The sequence below is a fragment of the Arthrobacter sp. JB02-1C genome, from assembly GCF_057748045.1.
Genome location: NZ_CM173235.1, coordinates 3,138,679 through 3,160,282 on the forward strand (window position 1 = coordinate 3,138,679; position 21,604 = coordinate 3,160,282).

20 protein-coding genes are annotated in these 21,604 nt (G+C 68.0%); 5 read left to right on the plus strand and 15 right to left on the minus strand.

Annotated elements, in window-relative coordinates; all coding sequences use genetic code 11:
- Positions 1-61: 61 nt before the first annotated feature.
- The 6 genes from yajC to pdxT form a co-directional block, all read right to left on the minus strand.
- Positions 62-481, minus strand: coding sequence for a preprotein translocase subunit YajC (yajC, locus tag AC3ANP_RS14680; protein ID WP_488330880.1), 420 nt, complete (start codon positions 479-481; stop codon positions 62-64).
- 194 nt (positions 482-675) lie between these two features.
- Positions 676-1,797, minus strand: a complete 1,122-nt coding sequence (ruvB, locus tag AC3ANP_RS14685) for a Holliday junction branch migration DNA helicase RuvB (protein ID WP_488330881.1) — start codon at positions 1,795-1,797, stop codon at positions 676-678.
- Positions 1,790-2,443: a Holliday junction branch migration protein RuvA gene (gene ruvA / locus AC3ANP_RS14690; protein WP_488330882.1), complete on the minus strand. Its 654-nt coding sequence runs from the start codon at positions 2,441-2,443 to the stop codon at positions 1,790-1,792. Before ruvA ends, ruvB begins: the two co-directional genes overlap by 8 nt.
- 129 nt (positions 2,444-2,572) lie before the next feature.
- Positions 2,573-3,157 carry a crossover junction endodeoxyribonuclease RuvC gene (ruvC, locus tag AC3ANP_RS14695; protein ID WP_488330883.1) on the minus strand — a complete coding sequence of 195 codons (585 nt, stop codon included), beginning with the start codon at positions 3,155-3,157 and terminating at the stop codon, positions 2,573-2,575.
- Positions 3,154-3,909, minus strand: a complete 756-nt coding sequence (locus AC3ANP_RS14700) for a YebC/PmpR family DNA-binding transcriptional regulator (protein ID WP_488330884.1) — start codon at positions 3,907-3,909, stop codon at positions 3,154-3,156. Before AC3ANP_RS14700 ends, ruvC begins: the two co-directional genes overlap by 4 nt.
- Positions 3,910-3,911: 2 nt before the next feature.
- Positions 3,912-4,610: a pyridoxal 5'-phosphate synthase glutaminase subunit PdxT gene (gene pdxT / locus AC3ANP_RS14705; protein ID WP_488330885.1), complete on the minus strand. Its 699-nt coding sequence runs from the start codon at positions 4,608-4,610 to the stop codon at positions 3,912-3,914.
- 92 nt (positions 4,611-4,702) lie between these two features.
- Between pdxT and AC3ANP_RS14710 the strand changes: the two genes are divergently transcribed.
- Entirely contained in the window at positions 4,703-6,007 is a 1,305-nt protein-coding gene (locus AC3ANP_RS14710; RefSeq protein ID WP_488330886.1) for a MurT ligase domain-containing protein, read from the plus strand.
- Positions 6,008-6,123: 116 nt separating this feature from the next.
- The gene (locus AC3ANP_RS14715; RefSeq protein ID WP_488333076.1) at positions 6,124-6,801 is read left to right on the plus strand and encodes a type 1 glutamine amidotransferase; all 678 of its coding nucleotides are present in this window, start codon (positions 6,124-6,126) and stop codon (positions 6,799-6,801) included.
- Positions 6,802-6,834: 33 nt separating this feature from the next.
- Here AC3ANP_RS14715 and AC3ANP_RS14720 read toward each other — a convergent pair whose 3' ends face one another.
- On the minus strand, positions 6,835-7,695 hold the full coding sequence (locus AC3ANP_RS14720) for an alpha/beta fold hydrolase (RefSeq protein WP_488330887.1): 861 nt from the start codon (positions 7,693-7,695) through the stop codon (positions 6,835-6,837).
- A gap of 2 nt (positions 7,696-7,697) precedes the next feature.
- Positions 7,698-8,981, minus strand: a complete 1,284-nt coding sequence (locus AC3ANP_RS14725) for a CapA family protein (RefSeq protein ID WP_488330888.1) — start codon at positions 8,979-8,981, stop codon at positions 7,698-7,700.
- A gap of 80 nt (positions 8,982-9,061) precedes the next feature.
- Between AC3ANP_RS14725 and AC3ANP_RS14730 the strand changes: the two genes are divergently transcribed.
- On the plus strand, positions 9,062-11,074 hold the full coding sequence (locus AC3ANP_RS14730) for a M3 family metallopeptidase (RefSeq protein WP_488330889.1): 2,013 nt from the start codon (positions 9,062-9,064) through the stop codon (positions 11,072-11,074).
- 142 nt (positions 11,075-11,216) lie between these two features.
- Here AC3ANP_RS14730 and pdxS read toward each other — a convergent pair whose 3' ends face one another.
- The 6 genes from pdxS to AC3ANP_RS14760 form a co-directional block, all read right to left on the minus strand.
- Positions 11,217-12,143: a pyridoxal 5'-phosphate synthase lyase subunit PdxS gene (gene pdxS / locus AC3ANP_RS14735; RefSeq protein WP_488330890.1), complete on the minus strand. Its 927-nt coding sequence runs from the start codon at positions 12,141-12,143 to the stop codon at positions 11,217-11,219.
- A gap of 221 nt (positions 12,144-12,364) precedes the next feature.
- A complete protein-coding gene (pgsA, locus tag AC3ANP_RS14740; protein WP_488330891.1) occupies positions 12,365-13,003 on the minus strand; it encodes a phosphatidylinositol phosphate synthase in 639 nt (212 codons plus the stop codon).
- Positions 12,993-13,646 carry an HIT family protein gene (locus AC3ANP_RS14745; protein WP_488330892.1) on the minus strand — a complete coding sequence of 218 codons (654 nt, stop codon included), beginning with the start codon at positions 13,644-13,646 and terminating at the stop codon, positions 12,993-12,995. The genes pgsA and AC3ANP_RS14745 overlap by 11 nt, the downstream gene beginning before the upstream one ends.
- Before the next feature lie 14 nt (positions 13,647-13,660).
- Positions 13,661-15,667, minus strand: a complete 2,007-nt coding sequence (gene thrS / locus AC3ANP_RS14750; protein ID WP_488330893.1) for a threonine--tRNA ligase — start codon at positions 15,665-15,667, stop codon at positions 13,661-13,663.
- Positions 15,668-15,792: 125 nt separating this feature from the next.
- Positions 15,793-19,299, minus strand: coding sequence for a DNA polymerase III subunit alpha (locus AC3ANP_RS14755; protein WP_488330894.1), 3,507 nt, complete (start codon positions 19,297-19,299; stop codon positions 15,793-15,795).
- Complete coding sequence (locus AC3ANP_RS14760) at positions 19,296-19,655, minus strand: DUF6504 family protein (RefSeq protein WP_488330895.1); 360 nt, start codon at positions 19,653-19,655, stop codon at positions 19,296-19,298. Before AC3ANP_RS14760 ends, AC3ANP_RS14755 begins: the two co-directional genes overlap by 4 nt.
- 194 nt (positions 19,656-19,849) lie before the next feature.
- Here AC3ANP_RS14760 and AC3ANP_RS14765 point away from each other — a divergent pair, with 194 nt between their 5' ends.
- Together AC3ANP_RS14765 and AC3ANP_RS14770 are read left to right on the plus strand one after the other, a co-directional pair.
- On the plus strand, positions 19,850-20,236 hold the full coding sequence (locus tag AC3ANP_RS14765) for a hypothetical protein (protein ID WP_488330896.1): 387 nt from the start codon (positions 19,850-19,852) through the stop codon (positions 20,234-20,236).
- Between the two features lie 46 nt (positions 20,237-20,282).
- A complete protein-coding gene (locus AC3ANP_RS14770; protein WP_488330897.1) occupies positions 20,283-20,705 on the plus strand; it encodes a VOC family protein in 423 nt (140 codons plus the stop codon).
- A 19-nt stretch (positions 20,706-20,724) separates the two neighbouring features.
- On the opposite strand, the gene AC3ANP_RS14775 is transcribed toward AC3ANP_RS14770, so the two are convergent.
- Complete coding sequence (locus AC3ANP_RS14775) at positions 20,725-21,453, minus strand: SOS response-associated peptidase (protein WP_488333077.1); 729 nt, start codon at positions 21,451-21,453, stop codon at positions 20,725-20,727.
- Positions 21,454-21,604: the final 151 nt, after the last annotated feature.

Sequence of the window (21,604 nt, forward strand, 5' to 3'; positions counted from 1 at the left end):
TCAGGCCTGCACCGGCGGATGTCCGCGCACCGAAGCCTCGCGGGATAGCTCAGGAGGCAGACTAGCTGTCTTTCTTGCCTTCGTCGTTCAGGCGGCGGAGGGTTTCGTCCGGCGTTTCGGTCCGGTTCAGGTCGCCCGCTGCCGGCGCACTCTCGACGGCGGCGTCGGTCCGGTGGTCGGTCAGGGAGGAGGCGTCGTCGGGAACGACAGTGGGCTCCTCGACGGCGGCGACCGGCTCGACGATCTTGGTGACGGCCTGGCGGTGCACGGTGGCGGTGTTGCCCGGGGACAGCTCCAGGACAACCTTGTTCTCAGCGTCGTCAATGGCCACGATGCGGCCGAAGAGGCCAAAGCTGGTCATGACCTCAACGCCGGGTCCGAACTTCGACTGCAGCTGCGCCTGCTGCTGCTGCGTCTTCTTGTTGCGGCGGAACATCATGAAGACGAAAACGCCGAGCATGACGAACAGGAGAATTGTCATTGGATCCAAAGTGAATGTTCCGATCTGTACTGGGAAGCTGGTTTCACAGCAACGTCCGCCTCGCTCCGGGCTGGTGGAACCTGGCAGATAACCATGCCCGGCCGACAGCGCCTAGCGGTAACCGCACACGGAAACAAAGGCCCGAACGTGCCGAGCGTCATTCCAGTCTAAAGGGAAAAGGTCAAGACCGGGTGCTATTGAGCATTACGGATCCATTCCGGATCCGATTCTCCTTCGATCCCGGCACCGTAAACGGCGGCTTCGGCCCCGTCCTCCCCGGCCTGGAACAGGTCCAGCGGATCCTGTCCGAAGACTCCGGCCGGTACGGCGAAGCCCAGGTGGGTCCAGGCCGGTGCCAGTGCGATCCGTCCGCGCGGCGTCCTGCCGAGCAGCCCTTCACGCACCAGATAGGGCTCGGCGACGGTCTCGACCGTCTCGGTTTCCTCGCCGACGGCGATGGCAAGCGTCGAAAGGCCCACGGGGCCGCCGCCGAATTTGGTGATCAGCGCCTCCAGCACGGCACGGTCCAACCGGTCCAGGCCCCGCTTGTCCACTTCGTACATGTCCAGCGCGGCGGACGCCGTACGCGCGTCGATCTGGTCCACCCCGTGCACCAGCGCCCAGTCCCGGACGCGCCGCAGCAGGCGGTTGGCGATGCGGGGGGTGCCCCGCGAGCGGCCGGCGACCTCGCTGAAGCCGGCGGAGTTCACCTTCAGGTCCAGCAGGCCGGCGGAGCGCCGCAGCACTAGCTCCAGCTCCTCCACCGAATAGAACTCCAGGTGGCCGGTGAAGCCGAACCTGTCCCGCAACGGCCCGGGCAGCAGGCCGGCGCGGGTGGTGGCGCCGACCAGGGTGAAGGGCGGCAGCTCCAACGGGATCGCCGTGGCACCGGCCCCCTTGCCGACGACGATGTCGACGCGGAAGTCCTCCATCGCCATGTAGAGCATTTCCTCGGCCGGCCGCGACATCCGGTGGATCTCATCGAGGAAGAGGACTTCGCCCTCGGAGAGCGATGACAGGATCGCCGCCAGGTCCCCGGCGTGCTGGATGGCCGGCCCGCTGCTGATCCGCAGCGGCGCGTTCATTTCGGCGGCGATGATCATGGACAGGGTGGTCTTGCCCAGGCCCGGCGGCCCGGAAAGCAGGACGTGGTCGGCGCTGCGCCCGCGCATCCGGGAGGCCTCCAGGACCAGCGAGAGCTGTTTGCGGACACGGTGCTGGCCCACGAAGTCGTGCAGGTTCTTGGGCCGCAGGGCAGCCTCGATGACACGCTCCTCGGGCTCCTCGCCACCGGCGACCAGGGACGGCTCAGCCACGGGCGCCTACCCGGTTTCCGGCGCGGGCGCCGTCCTGGCCCAGCCAGCGGAGCGTGGCGCGGAGAATTTCCGCGACGTTGCCTTGGTCAGCGAGCTCCGGCGAGTCGGCCAGCGACTTGTCGATGCTGGCGGTGGCGTCTTTTTCGGACCAGCCCAGGCTTGTCATGGCCGCCACCACCTGCGGTTTCCAGACGGCTTCGGCGGAACGCGTTGCGGCGGCACCGTCGGCACTGCCCGCGGTGCCGTGCGGGACCAGCTTGCCGGCCAGTTCCAGCACGATCCGGCCCGCGACCTTGGGGCCGATGCCGGGGACCTTCGTGAACGCCTTGCCGTCGCCGGAGTGCGCGGCGACGCGGATCGCTTCGGGTTCGTGGACGGCCAGCACGGCCAGCGCCAGCCGGGGACCGACGCCGCTGACACTGAGCAGGACATCAAAGACCTCGCGCTCGTCGTCGCTGGCGAAGCCGAACAGCGTCAGGGAATCCTCGCGGACGATCAGCGACGTGAAGACCTTGCCCTCCTCTCCGACGCGGAGCTTGCTGAGGGTCTGCGGCGTGGCATTGACGCTCATGCCGGCACCGTTGAGGTCGATCACCGCCGAGGACAGGCCGACGTGCGCAACGGTTCCGCGGAGAAAACTGATCAAGGCCTGGCTCCTGGGTTGTAGCCGGTCGGTGTGCAGCCGGGCTCGAAACCTGTTCAATCCCTTGCGAAGCACCGGAAAGACCGGCTATCCGAACATATCTACGAATACCCTAGCAAGCGGCCCGGACATTCAGCGGGCACGGCGCGCTTTGGCTTCCGCATCCGCCCAGGCCCGCTGGGCGGGCGTCAGGGACCGGCTTCCGGGTCCGGGCGCCGCCGCCCCCTGGCCGACGGCGCCGCCCGCCCGCCACGCATGCGTGATCGCCAGGGCCAGCGCGTCGGCGGCGTCGGCGGGCCGGGGTGGCGCGTCCAGCCGCAGGATCTTGGTGACCAGTTTGGTGACGGCGTCCTTGTTCGAGGTGCCGCTGCCGGTGACGGCGGCTTTGACCTCCGACGGCGTGTGCAACGCCACCGGGATGCCACGGCGCGCGGCCGCGGCGATGACGACGCCGGATGCCTGGGCCACGCCCATCACCGTGCTGACGTTGAGTTGGGAAAAGACCCGTTCAACGGCGAGGACGTGCGGCTGGTACTTGTCCAGCCAGTCCTCGATCGAGGTGGCAATGACCAGCAGCCGCTGGTCGAGGCTCTCGTCCGGGGACGTGCCGACGACGCCGAACGCGACCATGGTGGCGCGCCGGTTCGGCTCAACGTCCACGACGCCGATCCCGCAGCGGGTGAGGCCCGGATCGACGCCGAGGACGCGAAGGGTCACTCGGCTTCCAGTGCGGCCTGCACTTCATCGCTGAGGTCGGCGTTGCTGTAGACGTTCTGCACGTCGTCGAGCTCTTCCAGGGCGTCCACGAGCTTCATGAACTTCTTGGCTGCGTCCAGGTCCAGCGGCACCTGCATCGAGGGCACGAACTCAGCCTCGTCGGTGTCGTACTCGATCCCGGCTTCCTGGAGCGCATCGCGGATGGCCTGCAGGTCGGTCGGTTCGGAGTGGATCTCGAAGCTGTCGCCGTGGTCCTTGACTTCCTCGGCGCCGGCGTCGAGGACCGCCATCAGCACGTCGTCCTCGCTCAGCCCGTTCTTCGGCAGCGAGACGACGCCCTTGCGGGAGAACAGGTAGCTGACCGATCCGGGGTCGGCGATGCTGCCGCCGTTGCGGGAGATGGCGAGCCGGACTTCGGAGGCGGCGCGGTTCTTGTTGTCCGTCAGGCACTCGATCAGCAGGGCCGAGCCCTGCGGGCCGCGGCACTCGTACATGATTTCGGTGTAGTCCACCACCTCGCCGGTAAGGCCGGCGCCGCGCTTGATGGCGCGGTCGATGTTGTCAGCGGGGACCGAGGTCTTCTTGGCCTTGGTGACGGCGAGTTCCAGGCCCGGGTTGCCGGCCAGGTCGGGGCCGCCCATCCGCGCGGCGACTTCGATGTTCTTGATCAGCTTGGCGAACGACTTGGCCCGGCGGCTGTCCAGGATGGCCTTCTTGTGCTTGGTCGTCGCCCATTTGGAGTGGCCTGACATGCTTACGCTTCTCCTCTGATCATTCGAATAAACAGTTCATGCACGCGCTTCTCACCGGTCACTTCCGGGTGGAAGGAGGTTGCCAGCAGCTTGCCGGAACGCACAGCAACAATTCTAGCGGTCCCGTCGAGGGATTCCGGGTGGCCGGCCTTGGACGGTTCCACCTGGGCGAGGACCTCGACGCCGGCGCCGACGCGTTCCACCCAGGGTCCGCGGATAAAGACCGCATGCACGGGGGCAATGCCGCCGCCCGCACCGGCCTGCAGTCCCTTGAACTCAAGGTCGGTTTCGAACGATTCCCGCTGCCGGCCGAAGGCGTTGCGCCGCACCGTGATATCCAGTCCACCGAAGGTCTGCTGCGGGTTGCCGGCCAGGTCCGTGGCCGGATCGGCGATGTCGTCGGCCAGCAGGATCATGCCGGCGCAGGAGCCGTAGACCGGCAGCCCGGATTGTATGTGTTCGCGCAGCGGGTCACGCAGGTCGAAGGCCCGGGCGAGCTTGTCGATGGTCGTCGACTCGCCGCCGGGAATGATCAGGCCGTCGAGTCCCAGCAGTTCGGAGGGCCGGCGGACGCCGATGCCGGTGGCACCCGCGCCGGCCACGACGCGCAGGTGCTCGCGGAAGTCGCCTTGGAGCGCAAGGACACCGATCCGGAGACCGGACGCCACGCCGGAGCCCGGCGAAGAAAGGGGGTTGGTCATCGTGCCAGCATAAACTGCCGTACCGCCCGGGACCGCGCCTGCGCGGGCCCGCGGGCCCGGTCCACGGCTGCCGCTGGGATATATTACAAGGCATGCTCTACTTCAGCGTTCCGCTCGGCAAGCTCGTCCGCCGGGTCTCCCGGCTCAGGGGCGGAGGCTCGGCACTCCCCGGCCTGGTGGTCGAAAAAATCGACCCCGGCTTTATGCGGCGGACGCTCTCGGCGCTGCCGCTGGGCGTCGCCGTCGTCAGCGGCACCAACGGGAAGACCACCACCACGAAGATGGTGGTGGAACTGCTGGAAAGCCAGGGCTTGAAGGTTTTCACCAACCGCACCGGCAGCAACTTCACCCGCGGCGTGGCAGCGGCACTGCTGGGCGAGGTCGACTGGCGCGGCAGGCTCGATGCCGACGTCGCGGTGCTGGAACTCGATGAGGCGCACGCGGTGCACTTCGTCAACCAGGTCCCGCCGCGGTACTGCCTGCTCCTGAACGTCCTCCGCGACCAGTTGGACCGGTTCGGTGAGATCGACAAGACTGCCGAACTGCTCCAGCACATCGCGGCGAGGACCAGCGGGACGGTGGTCCTGAACCGCGAGGACCCGCGCCTGGCGCGGATCGCGGAGACGTTGCGCGGGCCGCAGGCCGGCGGCCCGGAGGTCCGCTACTTCGGCCTTGACGACTCACTGCTCAGCACCTTCCCCAACGACGACGAGATGCGGGCGGCGCCGGGCAGCCCGGTGCCGCCGGCCGCCGCGAAGCCGGCCGCCGACGTCGTCCTCCGCCGGGTGGGCCCCGACGACGCGGACTTTGAGTACGACGGCGGTACGGTCAGCACCGGTATGAAGCTCCGCGGCGTGTACAACATCTTCAATGCCGCGGCGGCCCTGACGCTGGCGCGCGTCGTGGCCGGGGCCCGCGGGACCGGCACGGACCACGACGGGCTGTTGAAGGCCCTGTCCAACGTGGCGCCGGCTTTCGGCCGCGGCGAGAGCCTCGTGGTGGACGGGCTCCCGCTGGAACTGGTCCTGGTGAAGAACCCCAGCGGCTTCCGGCTGGGGCTGAAGTCGTTTCCGGCGGCCGGGTACGCCACGATGATTGCCATTAACGACAACTACGCCGACGGCCGGGACATGTCCTGGCTCTGGGACGTGGAATTTGACACTTTGCGCGACGGCGGCGTGGACCAGCTCACCGGGTCCCGCGCCTATGACATGGCACTGCGGCTGCAGTACGACGACGTCGCGATCGGCGCTGTCGACACCGAGATCGCGCCCGCCCTGGCCGCCTTCATCCGCGGCGCACAGGGCAAGCCCAAGCGCATCTTCTGCACCTATACGGCGATGCTGGCGATCCGCCGTGAGCTGTCCAAAATCACCACTGTGGAGGTGGTCTCATGACCCCCCGGACCCCCGAAACCCCGGACGGGCTCTCCTTCGGACACGTGCTCCCGCCCGAGGACAGCGCGGCGCCCGGCAAGGGCACCGTACGGGTCCTGCAGCTTTACCCGCGGGACATGAACATCTACGGCGACTGGGGCAATGCCCTGGTATTGGCCCAGCGCCTTCGCTGGCACGGCTATACCCCGGAACTGCTGGAATACAACGTCGGCGATGACTTCCCGGCCGGCGTGGACCTGGTGGTGGGCGGCGGCGGCCAGGACAGCGGCCAGCTGGTGATCCAGGACGACCTGCTGTCGCGCGAAACGGTCCTCAAGGAGTTGGCCGAAGACGGGACCCCGATGCTGGTCATTTGCGGGCTGTACCAGCTGTTCGGCAAGTTCTTCAAGACCCGGACCGGCTCGGTCATCCCGGGCATCGGGGTCCTGGACGTGGAGACCCACGGCACGGACGAGCGGCTGATCGGCAACGTCGCGGTGGCCTCCCCCGAGTTCGGCACCGTGCTCGGCTACGAAAACCACAGCGGCCAGACCACGCTGGGCCCCGGCGTGGCACCGCTGGGAACCACCGCCAAGGGCACCGGCAACAACAGCTCCGACGGCCAGGAAGGCGCCCGCTACCGCAACATCGTGGCCAGCTACCTGCACGGTTCGCTGCTGCCGAAGAACCCGGCACTGGCGGACTTCCTGATCAGGACCGCCGTGGAGCGCAAGTTTGGCAGCTTCACACCGGGCACCCCGGACGACTCCTACGCCGTCTTTGCCCGCGAACACGCGGCCCGCCGGCCGCGCTGAAGCGCCGGGAGGACTGCACCAGCGGCGCCGTCGTCAGTGTCCGGCCTCGCTGTTCCGGAGCAGTTGCGCGAACTCTGCCGGCCGGGTCGCCGGCCACCAATGGCCGCTGTCCACGCTCACCACTGACAACTCGTCCACCCAGCCGTCGAGGTCCTCCACCAGGTCCGGGGACAGGAACGGGTCCCGGGCCGGCACCACCACCTGGACCGGGATCGTCACGCGGGCGGCCGGCGGCCAGTTCTGTGCGCGGAACATATTGGTCCGGTACAGGGCCAGCCCGCGGACGGGGTCGTTACCGACGCCGCGCCTGGCCACTCGCTCATAGCGCCGCGTGAGGAATAACCGCCAGGCCGCCTCCGGGAGGACCGGCAGCAGGAAAGCTCCGATGTACCAGCTGCGGAGCAACTGTCCGGCCATCTGCGGCCAGGCCCGCGGGTTCCGGGACCGTGTGCGGATCCAGCGTGAGAAATGCCGCAGGTCCGGGCCGGAGATGCTGGTGTACCGGCGGATCAGTCCGGCGGCCCGCGGATCCTGCACGGCGGCCCAGCCCTGGATCGAGCCCCAGTCGTGGCCCACCAGGTGCACCCCGGCGGCGCCGGCGTCGGCGAGGACGGCAAACACGTCGTCCACCAGCGTCGCGAGGGAGTAGTCGCCGGGGCCGGGGTCGACGGCGGATTTACCGGCGTTCCGGGTGTCGTAGGCGATGACGTGGTGGGTGGGCGCGAGCTCGCCGATGGCAGCCAGGAACACCCGGTGGTCATCAGGGTAGCCATGGATCATGAGCAGGCTGGGCACGTCCGGACCGGGTTGCCGGCCGTATTCGAAGACGGCGAGCCGGGCGTCGCCCGACCGGACTTCACGCCGTCGTTCCGTTCCGGTTTCCAGGGAGTCCATGCCTATCGCTCCTTCGTGATCAGCAGTTCGTGCGCACCGGCGGATGCGGCGCCCATTGATTCCACCACGGTCTTGGTCCGCTGCCGGGTGGCCGCGTCCGCGGCGGCACCGGCGCAGGGACCCTGCGGAGCATCGGAGGCCACCGAGCACCACCGGTAGGGTCCACGGACGATGACGGACGGGGCCCAGGCGAGATCCGCGGTGGTCCAGGTGCCGGAAGCATCCTGGCTGAACTGCGCCCGGACCAGCAGGCCTTCATTGTTGACCACGTAGGACGGTGAAAGTTCGGTGACGCCGTTGCCCAGGCCGTAGACAATCCAGGTGCCCTTGTATTGTTCGATCGGCAGCACGGAGTGGGTGTGGTGCCCGTAGATCATCGTGAACAGCCCGCTGTCGACCAAGGCGTGCGCGACGTCGCGCTGCTCGGCGTTCGGCTCGCTGGCGTACTCGTCCCCGGCATGCATCACGCCCAGGACGATGTCGGCCCCCATTGACCGGGCCTTCCGTGCCTTGGCGATCATGGCGTCAGGGTCGAGCATGTCCACCTGCCAGGGCTGCTCCGGCGTTTGCCCGTTGAGGCCGTAGGCGCCCTCAATCACCGCGATCTTCGCCGCGGCGGTCTGCAGGATCAGCACGCCGGTGGAGACGGCCTCGGTGCGGTAGGACCCGGTGTGCTGCAGCCCGGCGGCGTCGAGGGCGTCCAGGGTGCGGACCAGCCCGGCGGTCCCCCGGTCGATGGTGTGGTTGCTGGCCGTGGTGCACGCCTGGTATCCCACCTGCTGGGCGGCGGTGATGATTTGCGGCGGAACGTTGAAGGAGGGGTAGGCGGAGAACGGCCCGGTGGGTCCGGCGACCGGGGTCTCCTGATGGCAGATCGCCAGGTCGCTTTTTTCGATGTACTTCCGCTGGCCTTCCAGCAGCGGTCCGAAGTCCAGGCCCTTGGCGCCGGTCGCGAGGGCGTCCGCGCGGGCCTGGTCCCAGAGCTGGGCGTGGACCAGCATGTCGCCGGTCACCAGGACCGAGGTGCAGCGGATGGCCGCGCAGGCCGGGCCCTTGCCCGGCGTTGGGGTCGGCGTTGGGGTGGGAGCCGCCGTCGGCGTTCCGGGCCGCGTCCCGGCAGCTGCGGACCCCGGGGACGCGTCCTGATGGGACGCCTCCGGATTGGACGCCCCCGCTCCCCCGTCGGGTCCGGCGGCGAGGCCACATGATGCCAGGGCAACCGACAGGAACAGCGCGCCGGCGCCGGCAAGGAGGCGCCCACGCGGTGAAGTAGCGAGTTTTTGCATGCCTCATCGTACGGTGCGCCGGATCACAACACGCGCAATGCGTCATTGAGAACACCCGGTCAGCATGAAAGAGTCACTTCATGACCAATCCCTTATTGACGTCCAGCGCCCTGCCGTACGGACTGCCGCCTTTCGCTGAGATCGAGGTCCGGCACTACGCCGAGGCCGTGGAAGCCGGCCTTGCCGAACACCTGGCCGAAATCGAGGCTATAGTCGCAAACCCGGAGCCGGCGACGTTCGAGAACACGGCGCTGGCGATGGAGCGTTCCGGGACATTGCTGCAGCGGGCAGCGGCCTCCTTTTTCACCGTGGTCTCCGCGGACGCCTCGGAACCCATCCGGGAACTGGAGACCCTGCTCTCCCCCGCGTTTTACGCCCATCAGGACGCCGTGTACCTGAACCGCGGCTTGTTCGAGCGCTTCGCCGCCATCGACACTGACCGGCTCGACCCCGAGTCCGGCCGGTTGGTAGCCGAATACCTCAAGGAGTTCCGCCAGTCCGGCATCCAGTTGGACGCTGCGGGCCAGGCCCGGCTCAGGGCCATCAATGCGGAACTGTCCAGCCTCGGCACCGAATTCGGCCAACGGGCCAAGGAGGGCATGAAATCCGCCTCGCTGCTCCTGGACGATGCGGCCCAGCTCGCCGGGCTTCCCGCGGACGACGTCGCCAGCGCTGCCGAAGCCGCCCGGGCCGCCGGGCACGAGGGCAAGTTCCTGCTCACCCTGATCCTGCCCAGCAACCAGCCCGCGCTGGCCGCGCTGGAGAACCGGGAGGTCCGGCGCCGGCTTTACGAGGCCTCCATCGGCCGCGGCAGCGGCGGGGGCAGCCTCGATGTGCTGGACCTGGTCAAGGACATGGTGCGGCTGCGTGCCGAGAAGGCCACACTGCTGGGCTTCGACAACTTCGCCGAGCTCGTCGTCGACCAGCAGACCGCACCGGATTTCCAGGCCGTGCAGGCCATGTTGAACCGCCTCGCTCCGGCCGCCGTCCGGAATGCTGACGCTGAGGCGGAGGCCCTGGCCGAGGCCGCGGGGCATCCATTGGAGGCCTGGGACTGGGCCTACTACTCGGCCCGGGTGAAGCGTGAACGGTACTCGGTGGATGAACAGGCCCTGCGCCCCTACTTCGAACTGGACCGCGTCCTGCGGGACGGCGTCTTCTTCGCCGCCAACGCATTGTACGGGATCACCCTTCATGAGCGCACCGACCTTGCGGGGTACCACCCGGACGTCCGGGTCTGGGAGGTCAGGAATGCCGACGGTTCGGAGCTGGGCCTGTTCCTGGGCGACTACTACACCCGCGATTCCAAGCGCGGTGGAGCCTGGATGAACTCGCTCGTTGACCAGTCCGGCCTGCTGAACACCCGCCCGGTGGTCATCAACAACCTCAACATCTCCAAGCCGCCGGCCGGCGAGCCGACGCTGCTGACCCTGGACGAGCTGCGCACGACGTTCCACGAGTTCGGCCACGCCCTGCACGGTCTCTTCTCGTCCGTGACCTATCCCCGGTTTGCCGGCACCTCGGTGCCGCGGGACTTCGTTGAGTACCCCTCGCAGGTCAACGAAATGTGGATCATGTGGCCCGAAGTGCTGGCCAATTACGCCAGGCACCACGCCACCGGCGAGCCGCTGCCGCAGGAGACAGTGGACAAGCTCAATGCGGCCGCGCTTTGGGGCGAGGGCTTTGGCACCGCCGAGTACCTCGGCGCGGCGCTGCTGGACCTGGCCTGGCACGTTCTCGACAGCACCGAGATCCCGGACGACGCGCTGGGCTTCGAGGCCAAGGCCCTCGCCGCGGCGGGTGTGGCGCACAGCCTGATCCTGCCGCGCTACCGGACCGGCTACTTCCAGCACATCTTTGCCGGCGGCTGGTACGCCGCGGGCTACTACTCCTATATCTGGAGCGAGGTGCTCGACGCCGAAACGGTGGAATGGTTCAAGGAAAACGGCGGCCTGACCCGGGCGAACGGCGACTTTTTCCGGGCCGAGCTGCTCTCCCGGGGCAACAGCCGTGACCCGCTGGAGTCCTTCCGGGCCTTCCGCGGCCGCGATGCCCGGATCGAACCGCTGCTCAAACGCCGCGGGCTCGAGTGATCCCCTCATCGATTGCTCCGTAGACGCCCTTTTGGAGCCTGAAAAGGGCCGTACCGGAGCAGTCGACGGGGAACACGAACGACGGCGGCCGGTCACCCGAAAAGGTGACCGGCCGCCGTGGTACTTGCAGCTATGGCGCGGGTTACCAGCCGCGCTCGGCGAGCCGGTGCGGCTGCGGGATTTCGTCGACGTTGATGCCGACCATGGCCTCGCCCAGGCCGCGGGAGGCCTTCGCGATGACGTCGGGATCGTCGTAGAAGGTGGTGGCCTTCACGACGGCGGCGGCGCGCTGGGACGGGTTGCCGGACTTAAAGATGCCGGAGCCGACGAAGACGCCGTCGGCACCGAGCTGCATCATCATGGCGGCGTCGGCCGGGGTGGCGATGCCGCCGGCGGTGAAGAGCACCACGGGGAGCTTGCCGGTGGAGGCAACTTCCTTGACCAGTTCGTACGGGGCCTGCAGCTCCTTCGCCGCGACGTACAGCTCGTCCTCGGGCAGGGCGGCCAGCTTCAGGATCTCGGCCCGGATCTGGCGCATGTGGGTGGTGGCGTTGGAGACGTCACCGGTGCCGGCCTCACCCTTGGAACGGATCATGGCCGCGCCTTCGTTGATGCGGCGCAGGGCCTCGCCGAGGTTGGTGGCGCCGCAGACGAAGGGGACAGTGAAGTTCCACTTGTCGATGTGGTTGGCGTAGTCCGCCGGGGTGAGGACCTCGGACTCGTCGATGTAGTCCACGCCGAGGGACTGCAGGATCTGGGCCTCGACGAAGTGGCCGATCCGGGCCTTGGCCATGACCGGCACGGAGACGGCGTCGATGATCTTGTCGATCATGTCCGGATCGGACATGCGGGACACGCCGCCCTGGGCGCGGATGTCGGCGGGAACGCGCTCGAGCGCCATCACGGCCACGGCACCGGCATCCTCGGCGATCCGGGCCTGCTCGACGTTGACGACGTCCATGATGACGCCGCCCTTGAGCATCTCCGCCATGCCGCGCTTAACACGGCTGCTGCCCGTCACGTTCTTGGCGGACGCGCCGGCTTCGCTGCTTACATCAGGTGTAGACACAAAAACCCCTATGGGTAGATAGATGACCTCGCCGGGACGCGGACGGCACGCAGATGGGAATCTCGCATACACCGGCTCGCGCACACCGGATTACCGGGAACGATTGGCCGGTAGAGCTAATACTAGTCCCCGCGATGGCGGGGTTGAATTCGCGTTACGGTCTCCGCAGCCGGGTTCCGCAGCCGGGTTTCGGCGGCCTCGCAGGGCGGCCGGAGGCGGCGTCAGGCGGCCTGCTCGCTGGCCGTTCCTTTCGACTCTTCGGCGGACTGCCGGTGGACGGTGGCGACGCGCTGCACCACGGTGATAAAGCTGGCCAGGCCGAGCAGGCAGAGTGTGGCGAACAGGACCATCCTCGGCAGCCCGATGCCGGTGAACCCGGTAACCACGAGGACAGAGACCAGCCGTTCCGCCCGTTCCGCGATGCCCACGTTGGCGTCGAAACCCAGCGCCTCCGCCTTGGCCCGGGCGTAGGAGACCACCATGCCGAGGACCAGGCAGACGAGGGCGGCGACGGCGATCGCCGTGTCGGCGCCTCCGGTGAAGAACCAGATGGCGACGCCGGCGAACAGCGCTCCATCGGCGACGCGGTCCAGGGTGGAGTCGAGGAAGTTGCCCCAGCGGCCGCCGCGCTCCTGCAGCCGGGCCATGATGCCGTCGACGACATCGGAGAAAATGAAAGCAGTGATGAACAGTGTTCCCCACCAGAGCTGCCCCAGGGGGTAGAACACCAGGGCGCCCACCACGACGCCGGCGGTGCCGACGATTGTCACCGCGTCCGGCGAGACCCCCCTGCGCAGCAACCAGCGGGCCAGCGGCGAGAACAGGGCGGTGAAGAAACCCCGCGCGTATCTATTGAGCATCCGTCGTCCCGGAAGGCATCGGCCGGCCCGCGTGCTGGTTATCGGCGGCCTTGTGGTCGTCGGCGGCCTGCGGCCACGCCTCGGCGACCTGCTCGCGGACTTCGCCGAGGGTCTGGGTGATGGCCTTGGTCTGGGCGATGATCGGGAAGAAGTTTCCGTCGCCGCCCCAGCGGGGCACCACGTGCTGGTGCAGGTGTCCTGCGACGCCGGCCCCGCCGGTCACGCCCTGGTTCATGCCGAGGTTGAAGCCGGTCGGGTTGGCGACCTTGCGCAGCACCCGCATCCCGGTCTGCGTCAGCTCCGCGAACTCCGCGGTCTCCTCGACGGTCAGATCGGTGTAGTCCGGAATGTGCCGGTACGGGCAGACCAGGAGATGGCCGGGGTTGTACGGAAACAGGTTGAGCACGACATAGCAGGACCGGCCCCGGTGCACGATCAGGGAGTCCCCGTCCGAGCGTTCCGGCGCCGCGCAGAACGGACAGTCGTTCTGGTCTTTGAACTGGTGCTGCCCGCCCTTGATGTAAGCCAGGCGGTGCGGAGTCCACAGGCGCTGGAAGGCATCCGGCACCCCGGCCAGGACAAAATCGTCGGTTACGCCGTCGTCACCCGGGTAGGCCGGGTAGTCACCTGTGGTCTCCTGCACGTGCTGCTCCCCCGCTACCTGGTCCGGTTGCGGACGGCGTCCACGATCCGCTGCACCGCGTCCGCCACCGGCACTCCGTTATCCTGGCTGCCGTCACGGAACCTGAAGGACACCGCGCCGGCCTCGGCGTCGTCCCCGCCGGCGATCAGCACGAAGGGGATCTTGTCCTTGCTGGCGGTACGGATCTTTTTCGGGAAACGGTCTGAAGAGATGTCCACTTCGGCGCGGATGCCGGCCGCCTTGAGCTGGTCGACGACGTCGAACATGTAGTCGTTGAAGGCCTCGGCCACCGGGATGCCAACCACCTGCACCGGTGCAAGCCAGGCCGGGAACGCGCCGGCGTAGTGCTCGGTGAGCACGCCCATGAAGCGCTCGATGGAGCCGAACAGGGCCCGGTGGATCATCACCGGACGCTGCCGGCTGCCGTCGGCGGCCTGGTACTCGAGTTCGAACCGTTCGGGCAGGTTGAAGTCCAGCTGGATGGTGGACATCTGCCAGGTCCGGCCGATCGCGTCGCGGGCCTGCACCGAGATCTTGGGACCGTAGAACGCCGCTCCGCCCGGATCCGGGACCAGCTCGAGGCCCGACGCCTCGGCAACCTCCGCGAGGGTCTGGGTGGCTTCCGCCCAGGCGTCCTCGGTGCCCACGAACTTTTCCGGGTCCTTGGTGGACAGTTCCAGGTAGAAGTCCTCCAGCCCGTAGTCCTTGAGCAGGCCCAGGACGAAGTTGAGCGTCTTGGTGAGCTCGTCCTTCATCTGGTCGCGGGTGCAGTAGATGTGGGCATCGTCCTGGGTCATGCCGCGGACCCGGGTGAGGCCGTGCACCACGCCGGACTTTTCGTACCGGTAGACGGCACCGAATTCAAAGAGCCGGAGCGGCAGTTCACGGTAGGACCGGCCGCGGGAACGGAAGATCAGGTTGTGCATCGGGCAGTTCATCGGCTTCAGGTAGTAGTCCTGGCCGGGCTTGCGCACGGTGCCGTCCTCGTTCAGTTCGGCGTCGATGTGCATTGGCGGGAACATGCCCTCGCGGTACCAGTCCAGGTGGCCGGACACCTCGTACAGGTGGCCCTTGGTGATGTGCGGGGTGTAAACGAAGTCGTAGCCGGCGTCGACGTGCCGTTGCCGGGAGTAGTCCTCCATGGTCTTGCGGATGATGCCGCCCTTGGGGTGGAACACCGGCAGGCCGGAGCCCAGCTCGTCCGGAAAGGAGAAGAGGTCAAGCTCGGCGCCGAGCTTGCGGTGGTCGCGGCGTTCGGCCTCGGCGATCCGCTCCTGGTAGGCCTTGAGGGCCTCCTTGGTGGGCCACGCGGTACCGTAAATCCGCTGCAGCTGCTTGTTCTTCTCGCTGCCGCGCCAGTACGCCGCGGAGGAGCGGGTCAGCGCGAAGGCGTTCGAGATCAACTTGGTGTTGGGCAGGTGCGGGCCGCGGCACAAATCGCACCACACCACGGTGCCTTCCTTGCGCTCCACGTTGTCGTAGATGCTCAGCTCGCCGCCGCCGACTTCGACACTGGAGCCGTCGGCGTCGGAACCGGCGCCCTTCAGGCCGATCAGTTCGAGCTTGTAAGGCTCGTCCTTCATCGCCTCCCGCGCCTGGTCCTCGGTCACCACCCGGCGGACAAACTTCTGGTTTTGGTTGATGATCTTTTGCATCATCTTTTCGAGCTGTCGGAGGTCCTCCGGGGTGAACGGTTCCTCGACGTCGAAATCGAAGTAGAAGCCGTCGGTGATGTACGGGCCGATGCCGAGTTTGGCGCCGGGACGCAGCTGCTGCACGGCCTGGGCCATGACGTGCGCAGTGGAGTGGCGCAGCACGTTCAGGCCGTCCGGGGAGTCGATGGTGACACCCTCGACGGCGGCACCCTCGGGCAGCGGCTGGTCCAGGTCCGTCAGCTCGCCATTGACGCGGGCTACCACGACGTCGCGGCGCTCAAAGAAGAGTTCCGCGCCGGTAGTCCCGGTAGTCACCTTGGTCTCTTCGCCGTCGACGAGAAGGGTGATCTGCTGGGCATCTGACACGGGTGTCTCCTATTCAAAGTTTAGGCTTCGTAGCTTGTGGCGTACGGGGACCACAGCCAGCCTCGTCCATGCTATCGGGTTCGGGATGGCCAACCAACGCGGGCCGTCATGCGAACCCGAGCCCGTCAGCCGCCGAGCCCGGTGATGGCGAGGTCCCGGCCAATCCCGTCCAAGGGACCCTGACCGGGCGGCTCCGCCTGCTCCTGACCCGGCGCGCCGGGCGCGGGGACGGGGTACGGCAGCGTCTCCGTCCGGCTGAGGTCCCAGGCCATGGACGCACTGAGGCTGATGCCGCGCGGCCCGGTCCGCCGGGTGGTGCCCCGGATCAGCAGCAACCGGGTGCCGAACAGCAGCGGACCCGCCTGTTCCTGGGCCTCGTGGAAGAACACCGAGTCCACGCAGCCGGTGCCGTCATCGATGCTGATGAACACCACCCGGCGGCCGCCGCGCATCGGCGGCGTCTGGGTGGCCACCCGCACCCCGGCCACCAGCACCTCGGTGCCGTTGCGCAGTCCCAGCAGCTGATCCGCCGTGGTGACGCCCAGCCGGTCCAGCAGGGGCCGGTGGCTGGCCATCAGGTGCCCGCTGACATCCACCGCCATCAGGTCCAGTTCGGCCCGGACGGTTTCCACCAGGGTGGGCGCCGGCAGCCCGCCCTTGAGGTTGTGGAGTTCGACGTCGCCCAGCGGCAGCGCCAGCTGGCCCGCCATGGCCTCCACGCCCTTGCGCTGCGGCCGGACCTGCAGCTGCTGCAGGTGCTGGACCAGGTCGGCCCGGTTGGCGGTTCCGCCGGAGGCGCGGTGCAGTGTGTCGAAGGCCCCCAGCTGGGCCAGGCGCTGGATGCTCGGCCTGCTGATCCGGGAGCGGGCCCGGAGGTCCGCGAGAGAGTCATAGGGCTGTCCGGCAACGATCCGCTTCAGCTCGGCGCCGGACAGTCCGAAGATACCGTTCAGGCTCAGCCGGATCCCCAGCTTGCCGCGGTCCGGCCCGGTTTCAATCCGTTCCACCCGGTATTCGGCCTGGCTGCGGTTGATATCCAGCGGCAGGATGGGGATCCCCAGCCGCCGGGCCTCTGCCACCAGCAGGCGTTTGGGGTACATGCCGGGATCGTGTTCCCAGAGTCCGGCCAGGAAGGCTTCGGGATGGTGGGTCTTCAGCCAGGCCGACTGGTAGGTGGGCACGGCGAAGGCCGCGCCGTGCGCCTTGCAGAAACCGAAGCTGCCGAATGCCTTCAGGGTTCCCCAGACCTTGTCCACCACCTCGGGGGTATAGCCCCGGACACGTGCCTCGCGGCGGAAGAATTCCTCCACCTTTCCTTCCAGCGCCTCGTTGCCGAGGGCGCGCCGGAATTCGTCGGCCCGGGCGAGGCCGCAGTTGGTCATGACATGGAAAGTCTTGAGGATCTGTTCATGAAAAACGGTCACCCCGTGGGTTTCCTGGAGTACGGGCTTGAGGTCCGGGTGCGGGTAGACCTCCGGCGCGAAGCCGTGGCGGTGTTCCAGGAAGGGCCGGACCATATCCGACTTCATCGGCCCGGGCCGGAACAGCGAGATGTCGATGATGAGGTCATTGAATTCCCGGGGTGCCAGCTTGCCGATCAGTTCCCGCTGGCCCGGGGACTCGATCTGGAAGCAGCCCAGGGTGTGGGTGCTGCGGATCAGCTCATAGGTGGGTTCGTCGTCGAGCGGGACGGCGTTGAGGTCGATGCGGCCGTCCGCGGCGATGTAGTCGGGCCCGCCGCCGTCCGGTCCGGGCGGGTGCCGCCCGGCCGCGACTACCTCGGCCTTGGACGGGTGCAGGCGGATGACTTCCCGGACCGCGAAGGCCATGGCACTTTGCATGCGGACGCCGAGCACGTCGAGTTTGAGCATGCCCATCGGGTCCATGTCGTGCTTGTCGAACTGGCTCATCGGCAGGCCGAGCCCGCTGGGCTGGACCGGGGTGCGGTCCAGCAGCGTCGCGTCGCCCAGGATGACACCGCAGGGGTGCATCGAGATGTGCCGCGGCAGCCGGTCCAGCCGTTCGGTCAGGTCCACCAGCAGGTCCAGTTGCTGGTTCCCGCTGAAGTCCCGTTGCTCCACCCGGCCGGCGAATTCCTTCAGCTCCGGCTTTTCCACCAGGGCCTCGCGGAAGTTCCGGGCCGAGAACCGCCACAGCTGCTTCGCGATCTCATCAATGTCGGCGCCTTCCATGCCCAGGGCCAGGCCCGCGTCCCGCACGGCGCCGCGGGCCCGGTAGCCGTTCTGCATACTCATCAGGGTTACGCGCTCGGACCCGAAACGCTCGAAGATCTTCCGGTAGACGTTGTGCCGTTCGGCACTTTCGACGTCGATGTCGATGTCCGGGAGGGTGGCGCGGTCCCGGGACAGGAAACGTTCGAAAATCAGGTCGTGCTGCAGCGGATTGACCTGGCTGACGTCGATCAGGAAGTTGACCAGGCTGGAGGCACCGGAGCCGCGGGCTGCGGCCCGGACCCCCATGTCCTGGATCATCCGGGAGACCTCGGCGACGGTGAGGAAGTAGGCGGCGAAGCCCAGGCTGTCGATGATCCGCAGTTCGTGCTCCAGCCGGGCGCGCAGCGCTGTGGCGGGATCCCCGGTGATGCCCGGGAACCGCCGTCCGATGCCCGCCTCGCAGCGTTGCGCCAGCTCCACGATCGGGTCCCCCGCGATCCCGATCACCGCGGCCTCCGGCACGACCGGCTGCTTCCAGCCCATGTCCGCGGCAGGATCGATCCGGCAGCGGTCCGCGAGCGCCTCGGTGTGAGCCAGCAGGCTTTTCAGGTCCGCGGCGCCATATCCGGCGGCGTGCATGATTTCCTGGCCGAGCCGCTGCATCTGGGCGGCGGATTTCAGCCAGCCCTGCCCGTTGGGCTGCAGCAAGGGTGCGGCGGAGAGCTCCGGCAGGGATTTCAGCGTCCGGGCCGAGTCCAGCACATCGGCCGTCGCTGCACCGTCCTCGGCGCAGTACCGCACGGCGTTGCTCAGCACCGCCGGAACGGAGTGTTCCGCGGCGAGTTTGAGCATTCGTACGGCGTGGGCCGTGCTCAACGGCTCACCCGGCGGGCTGAGCTGCGAGACGACCTCGGCCACGAGGGTTCCCGGCGGCATGGCATCGAGCCAGCGTTTAAAAAGGGTGCGGGGGCGCAGGTAGCGCCGCCCGCCCATGGCACGGCCGACGTCGGAGTCCGGCCCGACCAGCACGGTCAGGACTGGTTTCAGGGTGTGCGGATCCAGGGCGCGCGATGCCAGTTCAGCGCGGGTGACGGCAACAGGCACCGCTCCCCCGGCCTTGCCCGAGGTGCGGGCATGGGCGTCGGAGACCAGCCGGCAGAGTGCGCGGTAGCCGGCGCCGTGGTTCTGTCCGTGGGCCAGCACGACGACGCGCCCCCCGAGCTGGGTGCGGAGGTCACCATCGTCGGCGAAGACGGCGAGGTCCACCCCCACCACCGGGTCGAGCCCTGACGCCATGCAGGCCTTCAGGTGTTTGACCGTGCCGTAGAGTCCGTCGCGGTCCGTGCAGGCCAGGGCCGTGGCACCGTCGGCGGCGGCCGCCGCGGCCAGCTCCTCCGGCCAGGACACCCCATAGTGGGCGCTGAAGGCGGTGGAAACGTGCAGATGGGTGAAGCTCATGCCGATTCGGACCTTGGGAATGGCGCCAGGGCGTCGTGGATCCGCAGCAGCCGCCAGCGGCCACTGCCCAGGTGCCGGCTCAGGTCCAGCGTGATGGTCCGTTCCGGATTCCCGGCACCGCGGTCCCGGTCCCGTCCGCGCGTTTGGAGCTGGACCTGGACCCGCCAGATTTCATGGTCCACCAGTCCTGGGCCGCTGCCCAGTGGTGCGCGCTGTTCCTCTGCCCACCATTGGCGCCGCTCAAACCAGCGGACCGGCTCGGCGCAGAGGACATAGTGCCGCCCCGCCCAGTCCAGGGACTCCGGCTGGCCGGCAGGCGTGCAGGCGACATCCACCGATTCGCTGAACATCCCCATGGCGCCTCCCGGAACGTGCCGCCAAACAAGGGTCTTGAGTGGGCACTTTTGAGTTGAGTATTTGCAGTGGACTCGAAGGTCATCCGAAAGCAGTCATTCGAACATACTTTCGAATACTTCCAGTCTACGACGGTCAGCGGACAAAACCTAGATCGGGGGTGGACGGACACCGGTGCAGGTAGCAGGATTGAGCCATGAGCTCCCACAATGCACTCCTGAAGCACGTAACCGTCGCCGCCAAGGATTCAACTTTGGTGGCGACGTTCGCTATCGACGGGAACATCCCGAGTTCCGGCGCCTACGTGGTGGGGCTCGTGGCGGCCACTCCGGACCACTCCCACCAGCGCCGGATGGAAATCGAGTTCATGAACGGCGAGGCGGTGTCCTTTTTCTGCTTCAGCCACGACGGCACGGAGGAGAACTTCGACCTCAAGGGCGTGGAGCACTCCGGCAACACCATCATCGGGACCTTTCCAATCAGCACGGTGCGGGGCCTGGTTAAGGGCCATCTGATGTCGGCGTACAGCGACTGCGAGGGCAGGGACTACCAGGCCAACGTGCCCGTCGAGGAGTCGCTCTGATAGCCGTCCCCGGGCCGTGCGGCCGGGCGGATGACAGGAGCGCGTGATGCATCCACGAGTCGACTTCATCTCCTTGGGCGTCCGCAGCGTTGACGCCTCGCGCCGTTTCTACGTTGATGGCCTCGGCTGGCCCCTCCACCGCGAGGTTCCCGGCGAGGTGGTCTTCCTGCAGGCAAACCACGGGCTCATCCTCTCGCTCTGGAACGCCGGGCAGATGCAGGCCGAGGCGGCAACCGATGCCCCCGCCGGCGTCCCCTGCATCACCCTGAGCCACAACGTCGGCAGCGCCGAGGAAGTGCAGAGCGTCATGCGCCAGGCGCAGGCCGCGGGCGCCGTCGTGGTGGTGGCCCCGAGGACCCAGCCCTGGGGCGGCTACACCGGGTACTTCGCCGATCCGGACGGTTTCCGCTGGGAGGTCGCGTTCAACCCCACCTGGACGGTCGACGCCGACGGCGGGGTCACCGTCTAGGTGCCGGCCCGGCCAGCCGCTAGAACAGGCTGCCGACCGGCTCGATCAGCTCCGGGGAGTCGTTCCTGACGTTGCCGACGGCGGGACCCACCGCGTCGATCCGCCAGCCCTCGGCGACGTCGTGGGCGCCGGCACGGACCAGGCCCACCAAGGCCGCGGCGTCGTCCGCCTGCGGGTCCAGCCAGGTCTCCATGGTCCGGCGGTCCATCGGCAGCGGGACCCGGTCGTGCAGGGCGGTCAGCTCCGCCAGCACCCCGCCCGCGTAGCCTTCCGGCGGCGAGTCGGTGGTCATGATCGAGGTCGAAAGCAGCCAGCGGCCCGGGTCGCCCTCGGGTTTTGACGGGTCCTTCCACCATTCATAGAGGCCGGCAAAGACCACCGGGCTGCCGTCTTTCGGGTGCACGTAGTAGGGCTGCTTGCCGCGGCCTTCGCCCTTCCATTCGTAGTAGCCGTCGGCCGGGACCGCGCAGCGCCGGGACCGGGTAGCTTTGCGGAAGGCGGGCTTCTCCAGCACGCTCTCGCTGCGGGCATTGATCATCTTGGAGCCGATGCGCGGGTCCTTGGCCCACGACGGCACCAGCCCCCACCGGGCCACATGCAGCTGCCGGACCGGAACACCGTCCACCAGCCGCTCCAGGACAATGGGCACATCCGCCGTCGGCGCGACGTTCCACGACGGCGGCACGTGCACCTCTTCCTCCAGCTCGGCGTCGAAGTCAGCCAGCAGGTCCCCGACGGCCCGGGCCATCACGTAGCGTCCACACATGCCACCAGCATGCCATCGGGCGGCGCCGCGGAAAAGTGCCCGGCCCGCCGCCGGTGGACAGCGCCTGCGGGAATACACCCCGGCGGGTTACGGTTGTTCAAAGTGATATCCGGCTGTCGGCCGGCAGCACCCA

What these genes read in the sequence shown, in the direction of transcription:
- AC3ANP_RS14725 (WP_488330888.1), bottom strand. Translation starts at nt 8,981, where the DNA reads ATGCAAAAACTCGCTACTTCACCGCGTGGGCGCCTCCTTGCCGGCGCC.
- pgsA (WP_488330891.1), bottom strand. Translation starts at nt 13,003, where the DNA reads ATGCTCAATAGATACGCGCGGGGTTTCTTCACCGCCCTGTTCTCGCCG.
- AC3ANP_RS14770 (WP_488330897.1), top strand. Translation starts at nt 20,283, where the DNA reads ATGCATCCACGAGTCGACTTCATCTCCTTGGGCGTCCGCAGCGTTGAC.
- AC3ANP_RS14755 (WP_488330894.1), bottom strand. Translation starts at nt 19,299, where the DNA reads ATGAGCTTCACCCATCTGCACGTTTCCACCGCCTTCAGCGCCCACTAT.
- AC3ANP_RS14715 (WP_488333076.1), top strand. Translation starts at nt 6,124, where the DNA reads ATGAACATCTACGGCGACTGGGGCAATGCCCTGGTATTGGCCCAGCGC.
- AC3ANP_RS14775 (WP_488333077.1), bottom strand. Translation starts at nt 21,453, where the DNA reads ATGGCCCGGGCCGTCGGGGACCTGCTGGCTGACTTCGACGCCGAGCTG.
- yajC (WP_488330880.1), bottom strand. Translation starts at nt 481, where the DNA reads ATGACAATTCTCCTGTTCGTCATGCTCGGCGTTTTCGTCTTCATGATG.
- AC3ANP_RS14760 (WP_488330895.1), bottom strand. Translation starts at nt 19,655, where the DNA reads ATGGGGATGTTCAGCGAATCGGTGGATGTCGCCTGCACGCCTGCCGGC.
- AC3ANP_RS14710 (WP_488330886.1), top strand. Translation starts at nt 4,703, where the DNA reads ATGCTCTACTTCAGCGTTCCGCTCGGCAAGCTCGTCCGCCGGGTCTCC.
- pdxT (WP_488330885.1), bottom strand. Translation starts at nt 4,610, where the DNA reads ATGACCAACCCCCTTTCTTCGCCGGGCTCCGGCGTGGCGTCCGGTCTC.
- AC3ANP_RS14765 (WP_488330896.1), top strand. Translation starts at nt 19,850, where the DNA reads ATGAGCTCCCACAATGCACTCCTGAAGCACGTAACCGTCGCCGCCAAG.
- AC3ANP_RS14730 (WP_488330889.1), top strand. Translation starts at nt 9,062, where the DNA reads ATGACCAATCCCTTATTGACGTCCAGCGCCCTGCCGTACGGACTGCCG.
- AC3ANP_RS14700 (WP_488330884.1), bottom strand. Translation starts at nt 3,909, where the DNA reads ATGTCAGGCCACTCCAAATGGGCGACGACCAAGCACAAGAAGGCCATC.
- AC3ANP_RS14720 (WP_488330887.1), bottom strand. Translation starts at nt 7,695, where the DNA reads ATGGACTCCCTGGAAACCGGAACGGAACGACGGCGTGAAGTCCGGTCG.